The organism is Kribbella sp. NPDC043289, assembly GCF_056436705.1.
Window position 1 is genome coordinate 1 of sequence record NZ_JBWKCB010000005.1, and the last position, 13,538, is coordinate 13,538.

At 68.9% G+C, this 13,538-nt stretch carries 16 protein-coding genes and 1 pseudogene; 7 read left to right on the forward strand and 10 right to left on the reverse strand.

The features are described 5' to 3' along the window. Window positions 1-161: 161 nt before the first annotated feature. The 3 genes from AC0662_RS27585 to AC0662_RS27595 all read right to left on the reverse strand — a co-directional run bounded on the left by AC0662_RS27585 (window position 162) and on the right by AC0662_RS27595 (window position 2,731). Complete coding sequence (locus tag AC0662_RS27585; protein ID WP_478304232.1) at window positions 162-899, reverse strand: DUF3800 domain-containing protein; 738 nt, start codon at window positions 897-899, stop codon at window positions 162-164. 93 nt (window positions 900-992) lie between these two features. Next, window positions 993-1,886 (reverse strand): Rossmann-fold NAD(P)-binding domain-containing protein, encoded by an 894-nt coding sequence (locus AC0662_RS27590; RefSeq protein WP_478304234.1) that lies wholly within the window; start codon window positions 1,884-1,886, stop codon window positions 993-995. Then, window positions 1,883-2,731, reverse strand: coding sequence for a phosphotransferase family protein (locus AC0662_RS27595; RefSeq protein WP_478304236.1), 849 nt, complete (start codon window positions 2,729-2,731; stop codon window positions 1,883-1,885). Before AC0662_RS27595 ends, AC0662_RS27590 begins: the two co-directional genes overlap by 4 nt. A 54-nt stretch (window positions 2,732-2,785) precedes the next feature. Here AC0662_RS27595 and dapD point away from each other — a divergent pair, with 54 nt between their 5' ends. Together dapD and AC0662_RS27605 are read left to right on the forward strand one after the other, a co-directional pair. Further along, window positions 2,786-3,724 carry a 2,3,4,5-tetrahydropyridine-2,6-dicarboxylate N-succinyltransferase gene (dapD, locus tag AC0662_RS27600; RefSeq protein ID WP_478304238.1) on the forward strand — a complete coding sequence of 313 codons (939 nt, stop codon included), beginning with the start codon at window positions 2,786-2,788 and terminating at the stop codon, window positions 3,722-3,724. Between the two features lie 175 nt (window positions 3,725-3,899). Beyond that, window positions 3,900-4,871: a VldE C-terminal domain-containing protein gene (locus tag AC0662_RS27605; protein WP_478304240.1), complete on the forward strand. Its 972-nt coding sequence runs from the start codon at window positions 3,900-3,902 to the stop codon at window positions 4,869-4,871. 48 nt (window positions 4,872-4,919) lie between these two features. On the opposite strand, the gene fdxA is transcribed toward AC0662_RS27605, so the two are convergent. Further along, a complete protein-coding gene (fdxA, locus tag AC0662_RS27610; RefSeq protein WP_012923087.1) occupies window positions 4,920-5,246 on the reverse strand; it encodes a ferredoxin in 327 nt (108 codons plus the stop codon). Window positions 5,247-5,364: 118 nt separating this feature from the next. Between fdxA and AC0662_RS27615 the strand changes: the two are divergent. Further along, a pseudogene (locus tag AC0662_RS27615) lies at window positions 5,365-5,529 on the forward strand (putative acetyltransferase); the annotation flags it as partial. Between the two features lie 24 nt (window positions 5,530-5,553). Next, window positions 5,554-6,291 carry a GNAT family N-acetyltransferase gene (locus tag AC0662_RS27620; protein ID WP_478304989.1) on the forward strand — a complete coding sequence of 246 codons (738 nt, stop codon included), beginning with the start codon at window positions 5,554-5,556 and terminating at the stop codon, window positions 6,289-6,291. Here AC0662_RS27620 and AC0662_RS27625 read toward each other — a convergent pair. After that, window positions 6,273-7,634 (reverse strand): MFS transporter, encoded by a 1,362-nt coding sequence (locus AC0662_RS27625; RefSeq protein WP_452204571.1) that lies wholly within the window; start codon window positions 7,632-7,634, stop codon window positions 6,273-6,275. The genes AC0662_RS27620 and AC0662_RS27625 overlap by 19 nt on opposite strands. A gap of 54 nt (window positions 7,635-7,688) precedes the next feature. Between AC0662_RS27625 and AC0662_RS27630 the strand changes: the two genes are divergently transcribed. Beyond that, window positions 7,689-8,126, forward strand: a complete 438-nt coding sequence (locus tag AC0662_RS27630; RefSeq protein ID WP_452204570.1) for a type II toxin-antitoxin system PemK/MazF family toxin — start codon at window positions 7,689-7,691, stop codon at window positions 8,124-8,126. Window positions 8,127-8,130: 4 nt separating this feature from the next. Here the strand turns inward: AC0662_RS27630 and AC0662_RS27635 are convergent, their stop codons facing one another. From AC0662_RS27635 to AC0662_RS27655, 5 genes are all read right to left on the reverse strand, one after another. Continuing rightward, entirely contained in the window at window positions 8,131-9,915 is a 1,785-nt protein-coding gene (locus tag AC0662_RS27635; RefSeq protein WP_478304243.1) for a VanW family protein, read from the reverse strand. A 112-nt stretch (window positions 9,916-10,027) separates the two neighbouring features. Then, on the reverse strand, window positions 10,028-10,546 hold the full coding sequence (locus AC0662_RS27640; protein ID WP_452204568.1) for a flavin reductase family protein: 519 nt from the start codon (window positions 10,544-10,546) through the stop codon (window positions 10,028-10,030). A gap of 61 nt (window positions 10,547-10,607) precedes the next feature. Then, window positions 10,608-11,519 (reverse strand): N-acetyl-1-D-myo-inositol-2-amino-2-deoxy-alpha-D-glucopyranoside deacetylase, encoded by a 912-nt coding sequence (gene mshB, locus AC0662_RS27645; protein WP_452204567.1) that lies wholly within the window; start codon window positions 11,517-11,519, stop codon window positions 10,608-10,610. 82 nt (window positions 11,520-11,601) lie between these two features. Further along, window positions 11,602-11,898: a response regulator transcription factor gene (locus tag AC0662_RS27650; RefSeq protein ID WP_452204566.1), complete on the reverse strand. Its 297-nt coding sequence runs from the start codon at window positions 11,896-11,898 to the stop codon at window positions 11,602-11,604. A 138-nt stretch (window positions 11,899-12,036) separates the two neighbouring features. Continuing rightward, on the reverse strand, window positions 12,037-12,405 hold the full coding sequence (locus AC0662_RS27655; RefSeq protein WP_452204565.1) for a (deoxy)nucleoside triphosphate pyrophosphohydrolase: 369 nt from the start codon (window positions 12,403-12,405) through the stop codon (window positions 12,037-12,039). A 48-nt stretch (window positions 12,406-12,453) separates the two neighbouring features. Between AC0662_RS27655 and AC0662_RS27660 the strand changes: the two genes are divergently transcribed. Both AC0662_RS27660 and AC0662_RS27665 read left to right on the forward strand, forming a co-directional pair. Continuing rightward, window positions 12,454-13,086, forward strand: coding sequence for a hypothetical protein (locus tag AC0662_RS27660; RefSeq protein WP_452204564.1), 633 nt, complete (start codon window positions 12,454-12,456; stop codon window positions 13,084-13,086). Between the two features lie 102 nt (window positions 13,087-13,188). Further along, window positions 13,189-13,491: a hypothetical protein gene (locus AC0662_RS27665; RefSeq protein ID WP_387781663.1), complete on the forward strand. Its 303-nt coding sequence runs from the start codon at window positions 13,189-13,191 to the stop codon at window positions 13,489-13,491. Window positions 13,492-13,538: the final 47 nt, after the last annotated feature.

A 13,538-nucleotide genomic window follows, 5' to 3' on the forward strand; every position in this document is an offset into this window, starting at 1 on the left:
CCCCGGCACAATACGAAGCGAGCACCACGCTTACCGCCGAGAAGGTAGCCTGACCACCTCACACCGACCCTGTCCGTCGAAACGGGTCAATCCCAGAGAACGCCAGGTCTGCTGTCAGACCCGCCTGTATGGTGCGGCGCTCCGGACCATCGAGGGCCTCGTCACATTCCATCGACCGGCCACCACGGATACGCCGCCATCGTCCCCGGCAGCACGATCCCCTCGAACCCGTCCGGGTCCCGGATCTGATGCCGGACAGCCATCAGATGATGCGCTTCGAAACCGCCGAACTCATCCGGCTCCAACGCGGCCCGAAGCATCCCGCAGTACTGATCCGCGGCCTGCAGTCCGTCGAGTTGCCCAGGGCCCAAGAACTTGGGCTTGCCGCGCAGCAGATCCCACGGCAGGTCCGGCGATTCGTTGGTCCGCAACTTCTCGAACCACGCCAGCGTCTCCTCGTGCCGGAAGCCGCGCACGTGCCCGAAGCTGACCACGACGTCGCGGCGGCCGCCCGGCCTGTCGTCCGCGGCGTCCAGGACATGCTCGAGCACCCTGCCGGCAACGAAGTTGTAGAACGCGACCTGGTCGGACAAAGCTCCGGCAACTGCGGTCTTCTCCACCAGCACGACATCGAACACCGCTCCCGGCACCCGCGCAAGCTGCGACGCGACGAACTGACGACGGGGAAATCTCTTCACATGCTCGGTCCAGTGCAGTGGCTTGGTGAGCGGTACCGACAGCCGGTGTCGGCACTCGGCGATCGCGCGGCGCAGACCCGCGTCGTCCTCGTCGGCCACGATCACCGCGACCATGCCGAAGTACCGCGAAGATCGCGCTGACACTCCACGGTCACCGGTCTCGTCGACATACGCACGCACCAGCGGCCGCTCGAAGTACATGGGGCGCAACCCTAGGTGGCCGAATGCCCGTAGGGCGGGCCTCGCATCGCACCTGTGGATATCTGCCCCGCGATGCCCCGGAATGCCCCGAAATCAGTGCGGTGGGTCTGGCGGGATGTTGCCTTGTCGGACCCAGGTGACGTAGTCGCGGGCTGTTTCTTCGTCTGGGCGTAGTTGGAGACCGGCTGTTACGGCTCGGGTGTTGTCGAGTTGGAAGGTGCCGTCGTTGGTGCCGTCGTGGGGGAGGTGGAAGCGGTCTACCGGTGGAGACCAGTTCATGGGTTTTGGGTTGGGTACGGCGGCGCGCCAGGCAGCGGCGAGGGCTGACATGGTGCGGGTGGGGCCGACTGCGTTGAACGGGCCGGGGAGGTGGTTGACGGTGAGGTGGAGCAGGAACGCGGCCAGGTCGCGGGCGTCGATGTACTGGATGGGCTGCTCGGGGCGGGCGGCGCATTCCATCGGGAGGTCGTGGGCGAGGGCCCAGCCCCAGTTGCCGAAGTCGGGGTTGTAGGGGCCGACGACGAAACCCGAGCGTACGGCGGCGGTCCGGTCGCCGAAGGTGGCGGTGAGCAACGATTCGTTGCGGACCTTCGACGGGCCGTAGAGATCCATCGTGAAGTGGTCCTCGGGAGCTCCGTCCGGCCAGTCGAGCAGTGCCGCGGACTCCGTCATACCGGGTGTGGTCTTGCTGGCGTAGACGGCGATCGAGGACATGTACGTGTAGTGACCGCAGCGGTCGCGCAGTACGGACGCGCTCAGCGAGACGTCGCGAACGAGGAACCCGGACATGTCGATCACCCCGTCCCACTCCCCCGCGGCGAGGACCTGCGGTGCGGCGCGGTCGCCGGTGATTCGGCGTACCGACGGAAACAGCTCGGGATTCGTGCGGCCGCGGTTGAAGAGGGTGACCTCGTGGTCGTCGCGGAGGGCGGCTTCGACGACGTGCCGGCCGAGATTCTTGGTGCCACCCAGGACGAGGAGCTTCACGCCAGCGACCCGACGAGGTCCTGGAGTTCGGTCAGCAGCCCATCGATCCAGTTCACCGATTCCGGGATGGTCCGCAGACCTTCCTCGACGATGAACATCAGCGCCACCAGGTAGAAGCATCCGCCGCCGACCAGCATCTGGCGTTCCACCACCGCGGGGTTCCCGCCGATCGCCTCGGTGTACTGGGCAACGATCGGGGCCCGGTCGTGGCCGAGTGCGGCAGCGTCGCGGACCAGCGTGTAGAGGTCGCTCAGATGCGGCGCCTGGTACGCACCCGGCCAGTCGATCGCCGTCCAGTCGGTCCCGTCGGTGACCAGGTTCTTCGGCACGAAGTCACCGTGGACGACGGCCGTCGGCGCGTCCCGGTGCACCGCAGCCAGCGCCTCGGTCAGCGGTTCCAGGCCGAACTCGATCCGCCCGATCCGCGCCGCCATCTCAGCGACCCGTTCCGGCGGGAACTCGCTCGGTCCGTCCACCGATCGGCCGCGAATCGTCGCGAGCAACTCGGCGCCGGCCGCGAATCCTTCGGCCGTCGGCTCCTGCTCCAGCGTCACCCGGCCGACGTCCGCCAGCACGAGCACCCCGGCGTCGTCGGACCGGTGCCGGTGAATCAGCTCCGGAGCCGGGAGGTCCAGCGGGACGACGTACCGCTCGTAGGCGGCTGCCTCGTCGGCCTGCCCGTCGGTGCCCCGCTTGACGATCACGCTGTTCAGCCCGAACGACAATCGCCACACCTCGGACGATCCCCACTGCCGCAGCAACTCTCCGTGCAACTCCGTGACGGCCGGAGCTTTCGTGGCCTCGAGGATCGGATCGGCGACGACGTCGAGCCAGCGGGGAAGCATCCAGAAAGTAGACCACGGCGAGTCGCCGAGTGCGGTCGATTTAGGGTGGGGGTCATGACCGAGAACGCCACGCACGCCTGGGGCTTCGGCCTCGCCACCGTCACGCCCGCGGGAGACGTCCTCGACGTCTGGTACCCGGCCCCCGAGCTCGGCTCGAAGCCGGCCGACGCGAAGGCTCCGGCCGCGCTGATCGCGGCCGAGGGCAACGACGACCTCCGGCAGGTACGGCGTCAGGTCGTGGCGACCGAGATCACCCTGGACGACGCCCCGAGCGGTACGGCGGACGCGTACCTGCGACTGCACCTGCTGTCGCACCGCCTGGTCCGCCCGCACGGCGTGAACCTGGACGGCATCTTCGCCGCACTGCCGAACAACGCGTGGACGTCGCACGGCCCGGTCCCGGTCGACGAGATCGAGACCGTCCGGCTGCGGGCCCGGGCCGCGGGGCAGCACCTGAGCGTCACGAGCGTGGACAAGTTCCCGCGGATGACGGACTACGTCGTACCGTCCGGGGTCCGGATCGGCGACGCGGACCGGGTCCGGCTCGGCGCGCACCTCGCTTCGGGGACGACGGTCATGCACGAGGGCTTCGTGAACTTCAACGCCGGCACCCTCGGGACGTCGATGGTCGAGGGCCGGATCGTCGCGGGTGTCGTGGTCGACGACGGCAGCGACATCGGCGCGGGCGCGTCGATCATGGGCACGCTGTCCGGCGGCGGCAAGCAGGTGATCTCGATCGGCAAGCGCTGTCTGCTCGGCGCGAACGGCGGCACCGGCATCTCGCTCGGCGACGACTGCGTGGTCGAGGCGGGGCTGTACGTGACCGCCGGCACCAAGGTCACCCTCCCGGACGGCAGCGTGGTGAAGGCCCGCGACCTGTCCGGCCAGCCCGGCCTGCTCTTCATCCGCAACTCGGTCACCGGCGCCGTCGAGGCCCGCCCGCGCACCGGCGAGGGCATCACGCTGAACGAGGCGCTGCACGCCAACGCCTGACGTCCGTCAGCTTGTCCGTCCGACCGCCCGGCCGTCCGAAAGCGCGAACCTTCGCCGGCCGGGCCGTCCGAAAGTATGACTTCGGCAACCAGCGTGAGGCTGCGCACGTCATCCAGTTCGTGACCCGCGAACCGGAACCCGACCCCCGCCCCCGGACGTTGGGAGCGGTATGTCGATGAAGCGTGGTGCCCTGGTGGCCGTGGGTGCCATTGGCGGGCTCAGCCTCGTCATCGGCATCGGGATCGCGTGGCTCGGCGGTAAGCACGTGGGCAACCTGCTGCCGCCGCGCGAGCAGTGCACGGCCACGGTGAACGGGCAGCAGACCGTCCTGGATTTCGAGCAGGCCGAGTCGGCGGCGATCATCGCGGGCATCGCCGTACGGCGCGGTCTCCCGGCCCGCGCGGCGACGATCGCGCTCGCGACGGCGTACCAGGAGTCGGACCTGCGGAACCTCGCGCACGGAGACCGGGACTCGCTCGGGCTGTTCCAGCAACGCCCGTCGCAGGGCTGGGGTACGGCGACCCAGGTCCGGGACCCGTATTACGCGGCCGGCAAGTTCTACGACGCGCTGGTGAAGATCAAGAACTACCAGAAGCTCGCGATCACGGTCGCCGCCGACAAGGTGCAGCGCAGCGCATTCCCGACCGCGTACGCCGACCACGAGGCGGACGCGCGGGTGCTGGCGTCGGCGCTCACCGGGCAGTCGAAGAGCGCGTTCAGCTGCACCGTGAACACCGAGACGGTGGCGCAGGAGCAGGCGGGCAGCGACGGGCTGACGCCGCGCGCGGACGCCGTACGGAAGGATCTGATCCGGACGTTCGGGAAGCTGTCGACCGGTGGGTACGCCGCGAACGGGGTGAAGTCCGGTCACATGGAGGGGTCGGCGCACTACGACGGGCGCGCGGTGGATGTGTTCGTGCGGCCGATCTCGGCGGCGAACACCACCAAGGGCTGGGCGATGGCGCAGTACCTGGTCGCGCGGGCGGACCTGCTGAAGATCAAGACGGTGATCTTCAGCGACAAGATCTGGACGGCCGGCTCGAAGTCCGACAGCGGGTGGCGGGACTACACGCCCCCGGAGCGCTCCGGGGACTCCAAGATCCTCCGGCATCTCGACCACGTGCATGTAGACGTGCTCGACCAATAGAAAATGGGACGCCCCGCACCGGGACGTCCCATTTCTGTGTTCAGCTACTTACTCGTCGTGTTCCTGCGGCGGCAACGCCGCGATGAACGGGTGGTCCTTGTCGATCTTGCCGAGCTTGGACGCGCCGCCCGGGGAACCCAGGTCGTTGAAGAAGTCGACGTTCGCCGTGTAGTAGTCCTTCCACTGCTCCGGCGTGTCGTCCTCGTAGTAGATCGCCTCCACCGGGCAAACCGGCTCGCAGGCTCCGCAGTCGACGCACTCGTCGGGGTGGATGTACAGCATCCGGTTGCCCTCGTAGATGCAGTCGACGGGGCACTCCTCGACACACGCGAGGTCCTTCAGGTCAACACACGGCTGCGCGATGACGTAGGTCACTGCTACTCCTCCTATGGCAGGCAAGCGCAGCGCGGGTCTCGGGGTGCTGCGATGCGGTGGTGCTCGGTGTCTCTAGTATCACGGTAGTACGTCGCCCACTGTGCCAGGAGTCCGGATCGTGTCAGCCCTGGATGCCCGTGATATCGGCCACCGTGTCGTGGTCCGACACCGGATACCGGGCGGTCTGACCGACCTGATCGGGGTTCTCCAGGCGTGGACGCCGCAGGTGCTGACCGTCCGACACACTGACAGCACGGTGCACGATATCCCGGCGGGCGACGTGACAGCGGCCAAGAGGATCCCGGAAATGCCGCTCCGCCCGGTCGACGTCGACCAGCTCTTTCTCACCACCGCGCTGGGCCGCCCGGCCGCGGAGACGGCTTACGTCGGGCGCTGGTTGCTGCGAGCATCGGCGGGCTGGACCGGCCGGGGCAACTCGCTGCTCCCGGCTGGCAGCGCGGGGATGCCCGTGGCCGACGCGCTCAAGCACGCCGAGGCCTTCTACGACGAGCGCGGGCTGCCGCCGCTGGCGTTGATCCGGCTCGGCAGCCCCGAGGACGCCGAGCTCCGGGCTTGCGGCTGGGTCGACGCGCGGCCGGAGCAGTCCGACACACTCGTCCTGCACACCACGCTCGACCACGTGAACGCCGAGCCGAGGTACGACGTACAGCTCGACGAGCACCCTGGTGACGCCTGGTACGCCGCCGCTTTCGCCGGGCTGGTGCCCGCGGTGGCGCCGAAGGTGATGGAGGGTGCACCGAAGGCTGTGTTCGCGTCGATCACGCTGGACGGACAGGTAGCCGCTGTCGCCCGCGGATCGATGACAGGCCACTGGCTCGGCGTCGACGCGGTCCGGGTCCGTTCCGACTTCCGCCGCCGCGGTCTGGGTACTGCGGTCGTCCAGGGTCTCGCCCGCTGGGCAGGTCCCCATGGCGGCCGCCGTACGTACCTCGAGGTCCTGCTGGAGAACGAGGCCGGCATGGCGACGTACACGCGGCTCGGCTACCGCGAGGCATACCGCTACCGCTATCTGACCAACCGGTGAGCAGCACCCGCTCCAACCAGCGTCAGCACGAAGAAGCCCGCCAGTACGACGCTGAGCGCGCGGACCGGGTCGCTAGCGAGTGCAGCGTAGGCAGAGCCGGCTAGCGCGACGCCCAGCGCTCCAGAGAGCTGTGCGTTGGTAGCGACCACACCGGACAGGTCAGCGGCGTACTGCGAGGACATGCTCGACGTGACCGCACCGATCAGGGTGTTGGCGCTGATGCCGAGCCCCAGCCCGCCAACGCCGAGCAGTGCGAACAGGAGCGGACCTGTGGTGCCGCCGAGGCCCAAGTAGGCCAGCACGGCCAGATAGCCGACGGCCAGCACCAGACAGCCGATGACAGGCAGCCAGCGCACTCCCCTGCGCAGCCTCGGGATCACAGGTCCCGCCAGCCCGAAGGCAGCGACCCACACGACCATGGCGAACCCGGAGTACGCCGGACCCTTGTGGAGACCGCCCTGGAGGTAGAGGGCCAGCACGAACAGCAGAGCGAAGTACGTGCCGCTGGTGCACCCGTGAGCGAGCAGTCCGGCGCGGACGTACCGGTTGCGGAGCACCTCCCTCGCGATGAGCGGACGGCCCGCTGTGCGACGTTCGCCGTACTCGAAGAGGGCCAGAGCCGGGAGGCTCAGCAGGAGGCAGAGCCAGGACCAGGTGGGCCAGCCGCGTTCCGAGCCGAGCAGGAGCGGCACGATGACGAGCAGAACCGTTGTGGACAAGGCGAGTACGCCGGTCACGTCGAGGCGATCGCGACGGCCCGGAGGATCGGCCGGGAGCAGCCGACGGCCGGCCACCGCCAGCGCGATGCCGATCGGCACGTTGACGAGGAAGATCGGCCGCCAACCGGTGCCGAAGAGGTCGGCGGCAATCAGTACACCGCCCAGGAGCTGACCCGCGACGGCGCCACCGGACAACGCGATCGAGAAGTAGCCGAGCGCTTTCAGCCGGTCGCGGCCCTCGAAATGCAGCTGGATGCCGCTCAGTACCTGCGGGACCATCAGCGCGGCCCCGGCGCCCTGGACGAAGCGGGCGACGACGAGCGTGACGATGTCGGGCGCGAGACCGCAGGCGAGCGAGGCCGCGGTGAAGACGGTCAGCCCGAGCAGGAACGTCGTTCGGTAGCCGATCGAGGAGCCGAGGCGGGCACCGGTGATCAGCAGTACGGCGAACGCGACGACGTACCCGGAGACGACCAGGCCGACCGCGCCCGCCGAGGCGTGCAGGTCGGCGCCGATCGACGGGCCGGCGATGTTCGCCACCGCGGTGTCGATGTTGGCCATGAACTGACCGGTGAGCAGAACGGCGAGGATCGCACCCCGGTTGCGCGTCTGAGTGATGTGCACGCCGATAGAACGGCGCAACCCCGCAGAGATGTGAGGGGGCTACTCTGCTTTGCCATGGCGGATCACGTGGTCGAGCGGCCGGAGTACCCGGGAGACTTCGAGGGGACGGTGCACGTGGAGTACGCGCCGCACCCGGACGACGGGGTGGCGGATCCGGGCGAGATCGTCTGGACCTGGGTGCCGTTCGAGGAGGACTTCAGCCGCGGGAAGGACCGGCCGGTGCTGGTCGTCGGCTGGGACGAGCCGTACCTGCTGGCGCTGATCCTGACCAGCAAGGACCACGACCGCGACGCCGCCGACGAGGCACGCTGGGGCCGGGTCTGGCTGGACATCGGCAGCGGCCCCTGGGACAAGGAGCACCGGCCCAGCGAGGTCCGGCTGGACCGCGTCCTGCGCATCGACCCCGGGCACGTCCGCCGCGAGGGCGCCGTGATCGACGAGCCGCTGTTCGACCAGGTCGCGGCGGAGCTGCACAAGCTCCACCGCAGCTAGCGAATCAGCTTGGCGGGCGGGGTGTGGTGATGGCGGGCTTGCCCCGGCCCGGGGGCGGCACCGAGGTCCCCGGTGGGGGCGGTGTCGTGGTGCCGGGCTTCGGCCCGCAGCGGATGTCGTCGGCCGCGTTGTACTTCGTCGTGAACGACTCGGTCTTCTGCCGTACGCCGTTCTTCGCGAAGTACCGATAGACGGTGATGTCGAAGCCCGGCGTCGGCGCCTGCGCCTCGCACTTCGGGTCCGGGTTGTAGACCAGGCCCGGCTTGCGGACGTTCGTCTTCGACGACTGCCCGGCGGTGATGTCCCAGAACTTCGTGCCCCAGATGATCACCCGGACGCTGCCCTGGGTCCCGGGCGTCGACGGTTTGAAGACCGTCTGCACCAGGACCCCGTGACCGGAGTCGTTCTGGAACTTCAGGTCGACGGACGGCCAGGCGACGGTCGCCTCCCGGCCGACCGGGTAGCGGCTGATGTAGACGCTGTGCGCCTTGTGCGCGACGATCTTCAGCCCCGCGAAGAACGCCGCGTTGAACGTCGTGGTCGCCGACTGCGACACCCCGCCGCCGAAGTCCTTCTCGAACTTCCCGCCGCTGATGATGTAGCCCTCGGTGAACCCGTTCTCCTTGGTCCGCTCACCGACGATCTTGTTCAGGCTGAAGATCTCGTTCGGCTTGAGCAGCGTGCCGTTGATCTTGGCCGCCGCCGTGCCGATGTTGATGTTGCGGTAGCCGGTACCGTGCGGGAATTGGGTGGTGAAGTCGCCGATGTTCTGGGTGATCCCGAGCGCGGCGGCCTGCGCGGTGGTGAACTTCGCCTTGCTCGGCGTCAGCGGGACGGCGGCCCGCCGCTCGCCGGTCGGCTTCGGTAGCGCCGCGAGGATCGCCGCACCGACCTTGGTCCGGTCGACGACCATCCCGTCGACGGCCGGCACCACCTTGGGCCCGGCGCCGACGATCTGCACCGTCGCGTCCTTCGGCAGCGTCTCCAGGGTCTTGAACCGGTGCTGGAACAGCGGCTCCAGCACCTTGGTGTTCAGCGCCGGGATGACCTCGCCCTCGCGCGCGGTGAGCGTCAGCGCGGGCGCGATCTCGGCTGGCTCCAGGTCGACCGACTTGCTGCCGACGGTCAGCCGGACCGGACCGGACATGGCCGGCTGGGCGAACCCGGTGAGGGCCTTGGCGATCGCCTCGGTGCCGGCCTTCGGCTTGGACACGCTGACCGGCAGATCCTTCGGCTGCCCGTCCGAGGGGTACGCCGCGAGCACCGCGGCGGGCGCCTTCTCGGAGTCCAGCTGCAGCCCGTCGGCGGGGTCGTGGGTCACCGGCTTGGTGCCCTTGAACGTGATCGTGCCCTCGGTGGCCGGCCGGTTCACCTGGCCGGCGAGCTTCTCGACGGCGGTCTTCAGCTTCGCGTCGTCACTGCTGACCACCGGCTCGACCGCGGACCCACCGGTCAGCGCGCGCCAGATCCGGGCCGGGGACAGGCTGCGGCCGGCGCCCGCGGCGTCGACGGTCTTGTCCACGTCCACCGACAGCCCGGCCTCGGCCGGCGCCACCTGGAACTTGGCGTCACCCGCCTTCAGCGCGATCGGCGCCGTCTGGCGGTCCTTGAGACCGGCCGCGAGCTTGGTCTTGGCGTCGTCCTGGGACAGGCCACCGATCGGGACTCCGAGCACGGTGGTGTCAGCGGGGATCTTGGCGCCGGCGAACGCGAACGCCGCGCCGTACCCCACGACGACTACACCGAGCCCTGCGGCGGCGATGATCCCCGCGAGCTGCTTTCTCCCCACCGGACGAAGTCCTCCTGCTCGGGCCGTGGTCAGGGCACAAGCGGACATCCTACGGGACGATCCGGGCCCTTCCTGCCGTCGGGGCGGCCCCTGGTTGCCCCACCAGTGACGGTCAGTCGCCGGGCAATTTCCGGTAGTCACTGCGGTGGTAGATCAGCGCGCTCGGGTTACCCGGCTCCCCGGTCCCGAGGCTCAGTACCTCACCGACCACGATCGTGTGGTCACCACCGTCGTACGTCGCCCACGTCCGGCACTCGAGCCAGGACAGCGCACCGTCGACCACCACACACCCGGTCTTCGGGCCGGCCGTCGTCCCGATGCCCTCGAACTGGCTGTACAGATCCCGCCCGGACCGCGCGAACCGCTCCGCGATCTCCCGCTGCGCCCCGGCGAGCACGGACACCGCCCAGTACCCACAGTCGAGTACGGCGGCATGCATCCGGACCCCTTTGTCCACGCAGACCAGCACCAGCGGCGGGTCGAGCGAGACCGAACTGAACGCGTTCGCGGTCATCGCATGCGCGACACCGTCCTGCAACGTGCTCATGATCATGATCCCCGACGCGAACTGCCCGAGCGCAGCACGAAACTCCGCAGGCGGAACACTCCCACTGAGCTCGGACGAGGACACGTCTTGAGGTTATGCCCGCACGAAGGTTGATGCCTCAACCTGGCGTGTGGGAACGGTCACCTCAGAGACCGGCGAACAGGTCGTGCTCCAGACCGTCCGGGCCCGGGGCCGCGGTGCCCTTGACCAGGCGGTAGGGCTCGGAGGCCCAGATCTGGTTGCCGTTGTTGTTCGACAGGGCGAAGAACGGGCCGTCGACGGTGATCTGGGTGGCGTGCGCCTTCATCGCGTTCATCTTCCGGTCGATGAACTCCTCGCCCTCGATCACGCAGTCGATCAGCCTGTCCGGGGTGATCATCGGGGGCAGCGGTCCGTCCGGGTCCATACCCTCGAAGGTCGTGGTGTCGCCGGCGTCGCGGAGCGCCCGCAGCTGCTCGCGCATCGGCGACTCGGCCATCGCGGTCCAGTAGATCTTTTGGATGTCCCAGGCCGGGCCGAGATCCTCGCGGTACGACCGGGCGGCGGCTAGGTCGGCGGCGTACGTCGCGACGCGGTGCGCCTTGATGTGGTCCGGGTGGCCGTAGTTCCCCCACTGGTCGTAGGTGACCAGGACCTGCGGGCGGAGCTCGCGGATCACCGGAACCAGGTCGTTGGCCGCGGCGACCAGGTCGGCCTGCCAGAAGCTGTCCTTACGGGTCTCCGGCGGGACGTCCGCGTTGCCCGAATCGTTGTAGATCATCCCGGTGTCGCGGTACTTGCCCGCGCCGCCGAGGAAGCGGTGGTCGGTGACACCGAGCTCGGCCATCGCGTTCGCGAGCTCACCGATCCGGTGCTCGCCGAGGCCGTCCTCCTGGTCGGAGGCCAGGTGGGACAACTCGGGGACGAGGACCTCACCCTCCTCACCGAGGGTGCAGGTGATCAGGGTGACGTGCGCCCCCTCGGCCACATATCTGGCCATCGTCACACCGTTGTTGATGGTTTCGTCGTCCGGGTGCGCATGCACCAGCAGCAGCCGGCGCTCAGCAAGCTCAACCATGCCGAAAGCCTACGTCGGCGTCCGGACAGTCTCCGGAGCGCGGGCGCGGCCGGCGGGAGCTCATCGGGTGTACGGCGGGAACTCAGCCGAAGCGGCGGACCAGCAGGCACCCGGCCTGGAACCGCGACTTGGCGCCGAGCCCGGCGATCAGCGCGCTGATCTCGGCGCGGACCGTGCGCAGCGACAGCCCCAGCTCACGCGCGATCGCGGCGTCCTTCGCGCCGGTGGACATCATCCGGCCGATGGCGACCTGCCGACTGGTCAGCTCCTTCACCGCGGCGGGGGTCCGCCGATGCGATCCGAGTTCGTAGACCTCACAGACGATCTCGGGCGCGAAGTCTTCCCTTCGCACCACCGGCACGGCCGGGTACACGGACATGCGTCACTCCTCCCCAAGAGTTCAGGGCAAGATTCTGTCCACGGTCCCGAGTGGTCACCAGGTACAACCCATACAAACGACCCATACAGTTCGCGGGCGTGAGCTCCCGATGGCGACCAGCGATGTGACTTCCGCCACTCAAAGTCGCTCGCGCAGCTCCCGGACGAAGGGCCGATCGGGGACCAGCCAGTCCTTCTCGTCGAGCTCGTCGGCCGCGAACCACCGCAGCGCCGAGTGCTCCCGCAGTACCGGATCGCCGGCGACGACCGTGGCCAGATAGACGTGCAGCCGGTAGGTGTCGGAGATGTCGACGCCTGTCCCGAGCGAGGTGCCGACCTTGATCTCCAGGTCCAGTTCCTCGCGGATCTCCCGCACCGCGGCCTCTTCGTCGGTCTCCCCCGGCTCGACCTTCCCACCCGGGAACTCCCACCCGCCGTCGGCGCCCGGCCGGTACGCCGCCAGTACCCGACCGTCCTCGACCAGAGCCACTCCTACCACCGTCTGCATGTCGCGACTCTGCCAGAAATTGTCCGCCGGGTCCGAGATGATGCCGCCATGCCGTTGCAGAACAGGGTTCTGCCCACCCAGGAGATCGTCGCCGACCCCGGCCGCGGTCTGCTGATGGGCAACCGCGGCAGCCTGCACGGCCCGGATCGCCGCCTGGGAACCACCCGCTGGCGCTCGAAAGCGTGGATCTGCTGCGTCCTTGACTGGAAGGGGATCCGGCGCGACCCGATGCCACCCGGCCGCTGGACCGCACTGTTCTTCTTCGACGAAGCCGTCGCGCTCGCCGCCGGCCATCGCCCCTGTCATTACTGCCGCCGCAGGGACTTCCTCCTGTACGCCGGCGCGTGGGCGACCGGCCGCGGCCTCGACGAGCGCCCGCGGGCCGCGGCGATGGACGCGCAACTCCACAGCGAACGCGTCGAACCGCGCACCAGAAGGCAACGCACGACGGTGCGCCCACTGGCCGATCTCCCGGACGGCGCGATGATCCGGTACGACGGCAGCCCCGCGCTGATCCTCGACCACCAGGTGCTCCCCTGGTCCTGGACGGGGTACGCCGCCGCGCGCACACCACCCGGGCTGCGGGAGGCCGAAGTACTCACCCCACCGGCGAATCTCGTTGTCCTACAGGCCGGATTCGCTCCATTACTCCACCCGTCGGCACGGTCGCAACTGAGGTAAGCCTAACTGGAAACACGCCGTACCGAGGGGTCTTCCGTTGGGCGCTCGGCAGGGGCAAAGTGTGCCCATACTGACAGCTACATAACCATCACTGGAGTCGGCATGAGTGAGGGCAACAGCGGTCGTGACGTTACCGCCGGAGTCGTCCGCGCGCTCGAAGGACTGCATGCGGCCGTCGGCAGACTCAGCCAGGAGTACGGTGACACCCTCGGCATTCGCCGCCTGGTGTCCGACGTTGCCCGGTTGAGCGACGATCTCGCAGAGCTGGGCCCGCCCGACCCCAGGCACAGGCCCGGACCAGTTCCGGAGGAACTCGAGGAGATTTCCGACGTGGAGTATGACGCGTCCATGTGGACCGACGCGGAGCACGAAGGCTTCGGCGCACCCGACAGGCACGCACCGTGAACGAGCGGAGCGAGAGAACCATTAAGGACAGCGCCATCTGGGCATCA

Bases quoted from the DNA above. Each gene is read 5' to 3' on its own strand.
- AC0662_RS27630 (WP_452204570.1), top strand. From the start codon at position 7,689: ATGGCGGATCACGTGGTCGAGCGGCCGGAGTACCCGGGAGACTTCGAG.
- AC0662_RS27650 (WP_452204566.1), bottom strand. From the start codon at position 11,898: ATGTCCGTGTACCCGGCCGTGCCGGTGGTGCGAAGGGAAGACTTCGCG.
- AC0662_RS27665 (WP_387781663.1), top strand. From the start codon at position 13,189: ATGAGTGAGGGCAACAGCGGTCGTGACGTTACCGCCGGAGTCGTCCGC.
- AC0662_RS27595 (WP_478304236.1), bottom strand. From the start codon at position 2,731: ATGCTTCCCCGCTGGCTCGACGTCGTCGCCGATCCGATCCTCGAGGCC.
- mshB (WP_452204567.1), bottom strand. From the start codon at position 11,519: ATGGTTGAGCTTGCTGAGCGCCGGCTGCTGCTGGTGCATGCGCACCCG.
- dapD (WP_478304238.1), top strand. From the start codon at position 2,786: ATGACCGAGAACGCCACGCACGCCTGGGGCTTCGGCCTCGCCACCGTC.
- AC0662_RS27655 (WP_452204565.1), bottom strand. From the start codon at position 12,405: ATGCAGACGGTGGTAGGAGTGGCTCTGGTCGAGGACGGTCGGGTACTG.
- AC0662_RS27585 (WP_478304232.1), bottom strand. From the start codon at position 899: ATGTACTTCGAGCGGCCGCTGGTGCGTGCGTATGTCGACGAGACCGGT.
- AC0662_RS27660 (WP_452204564.1), top strand. From the start codon at position 12,454: ATGCCGTTGCAGAACAGGGTTCTGCCCACCCAGGAGATCGTCGCCGAC.
- AC0662_RS27605 (WP_478304240.1), top strand. From the start codon at position 3,900: ATGAAGCGTGGTGCCCTGGTGGCCGTGGGTGCCATTGGCGGGCTCAGC.
- AC0662_RS27620 (WP_478304989.1), top strand. From the start codon at position 5,554: ATGCCGCTCCGCCCGGTCGACGTCGACCAGCTCTTTCTCACCACCGCG.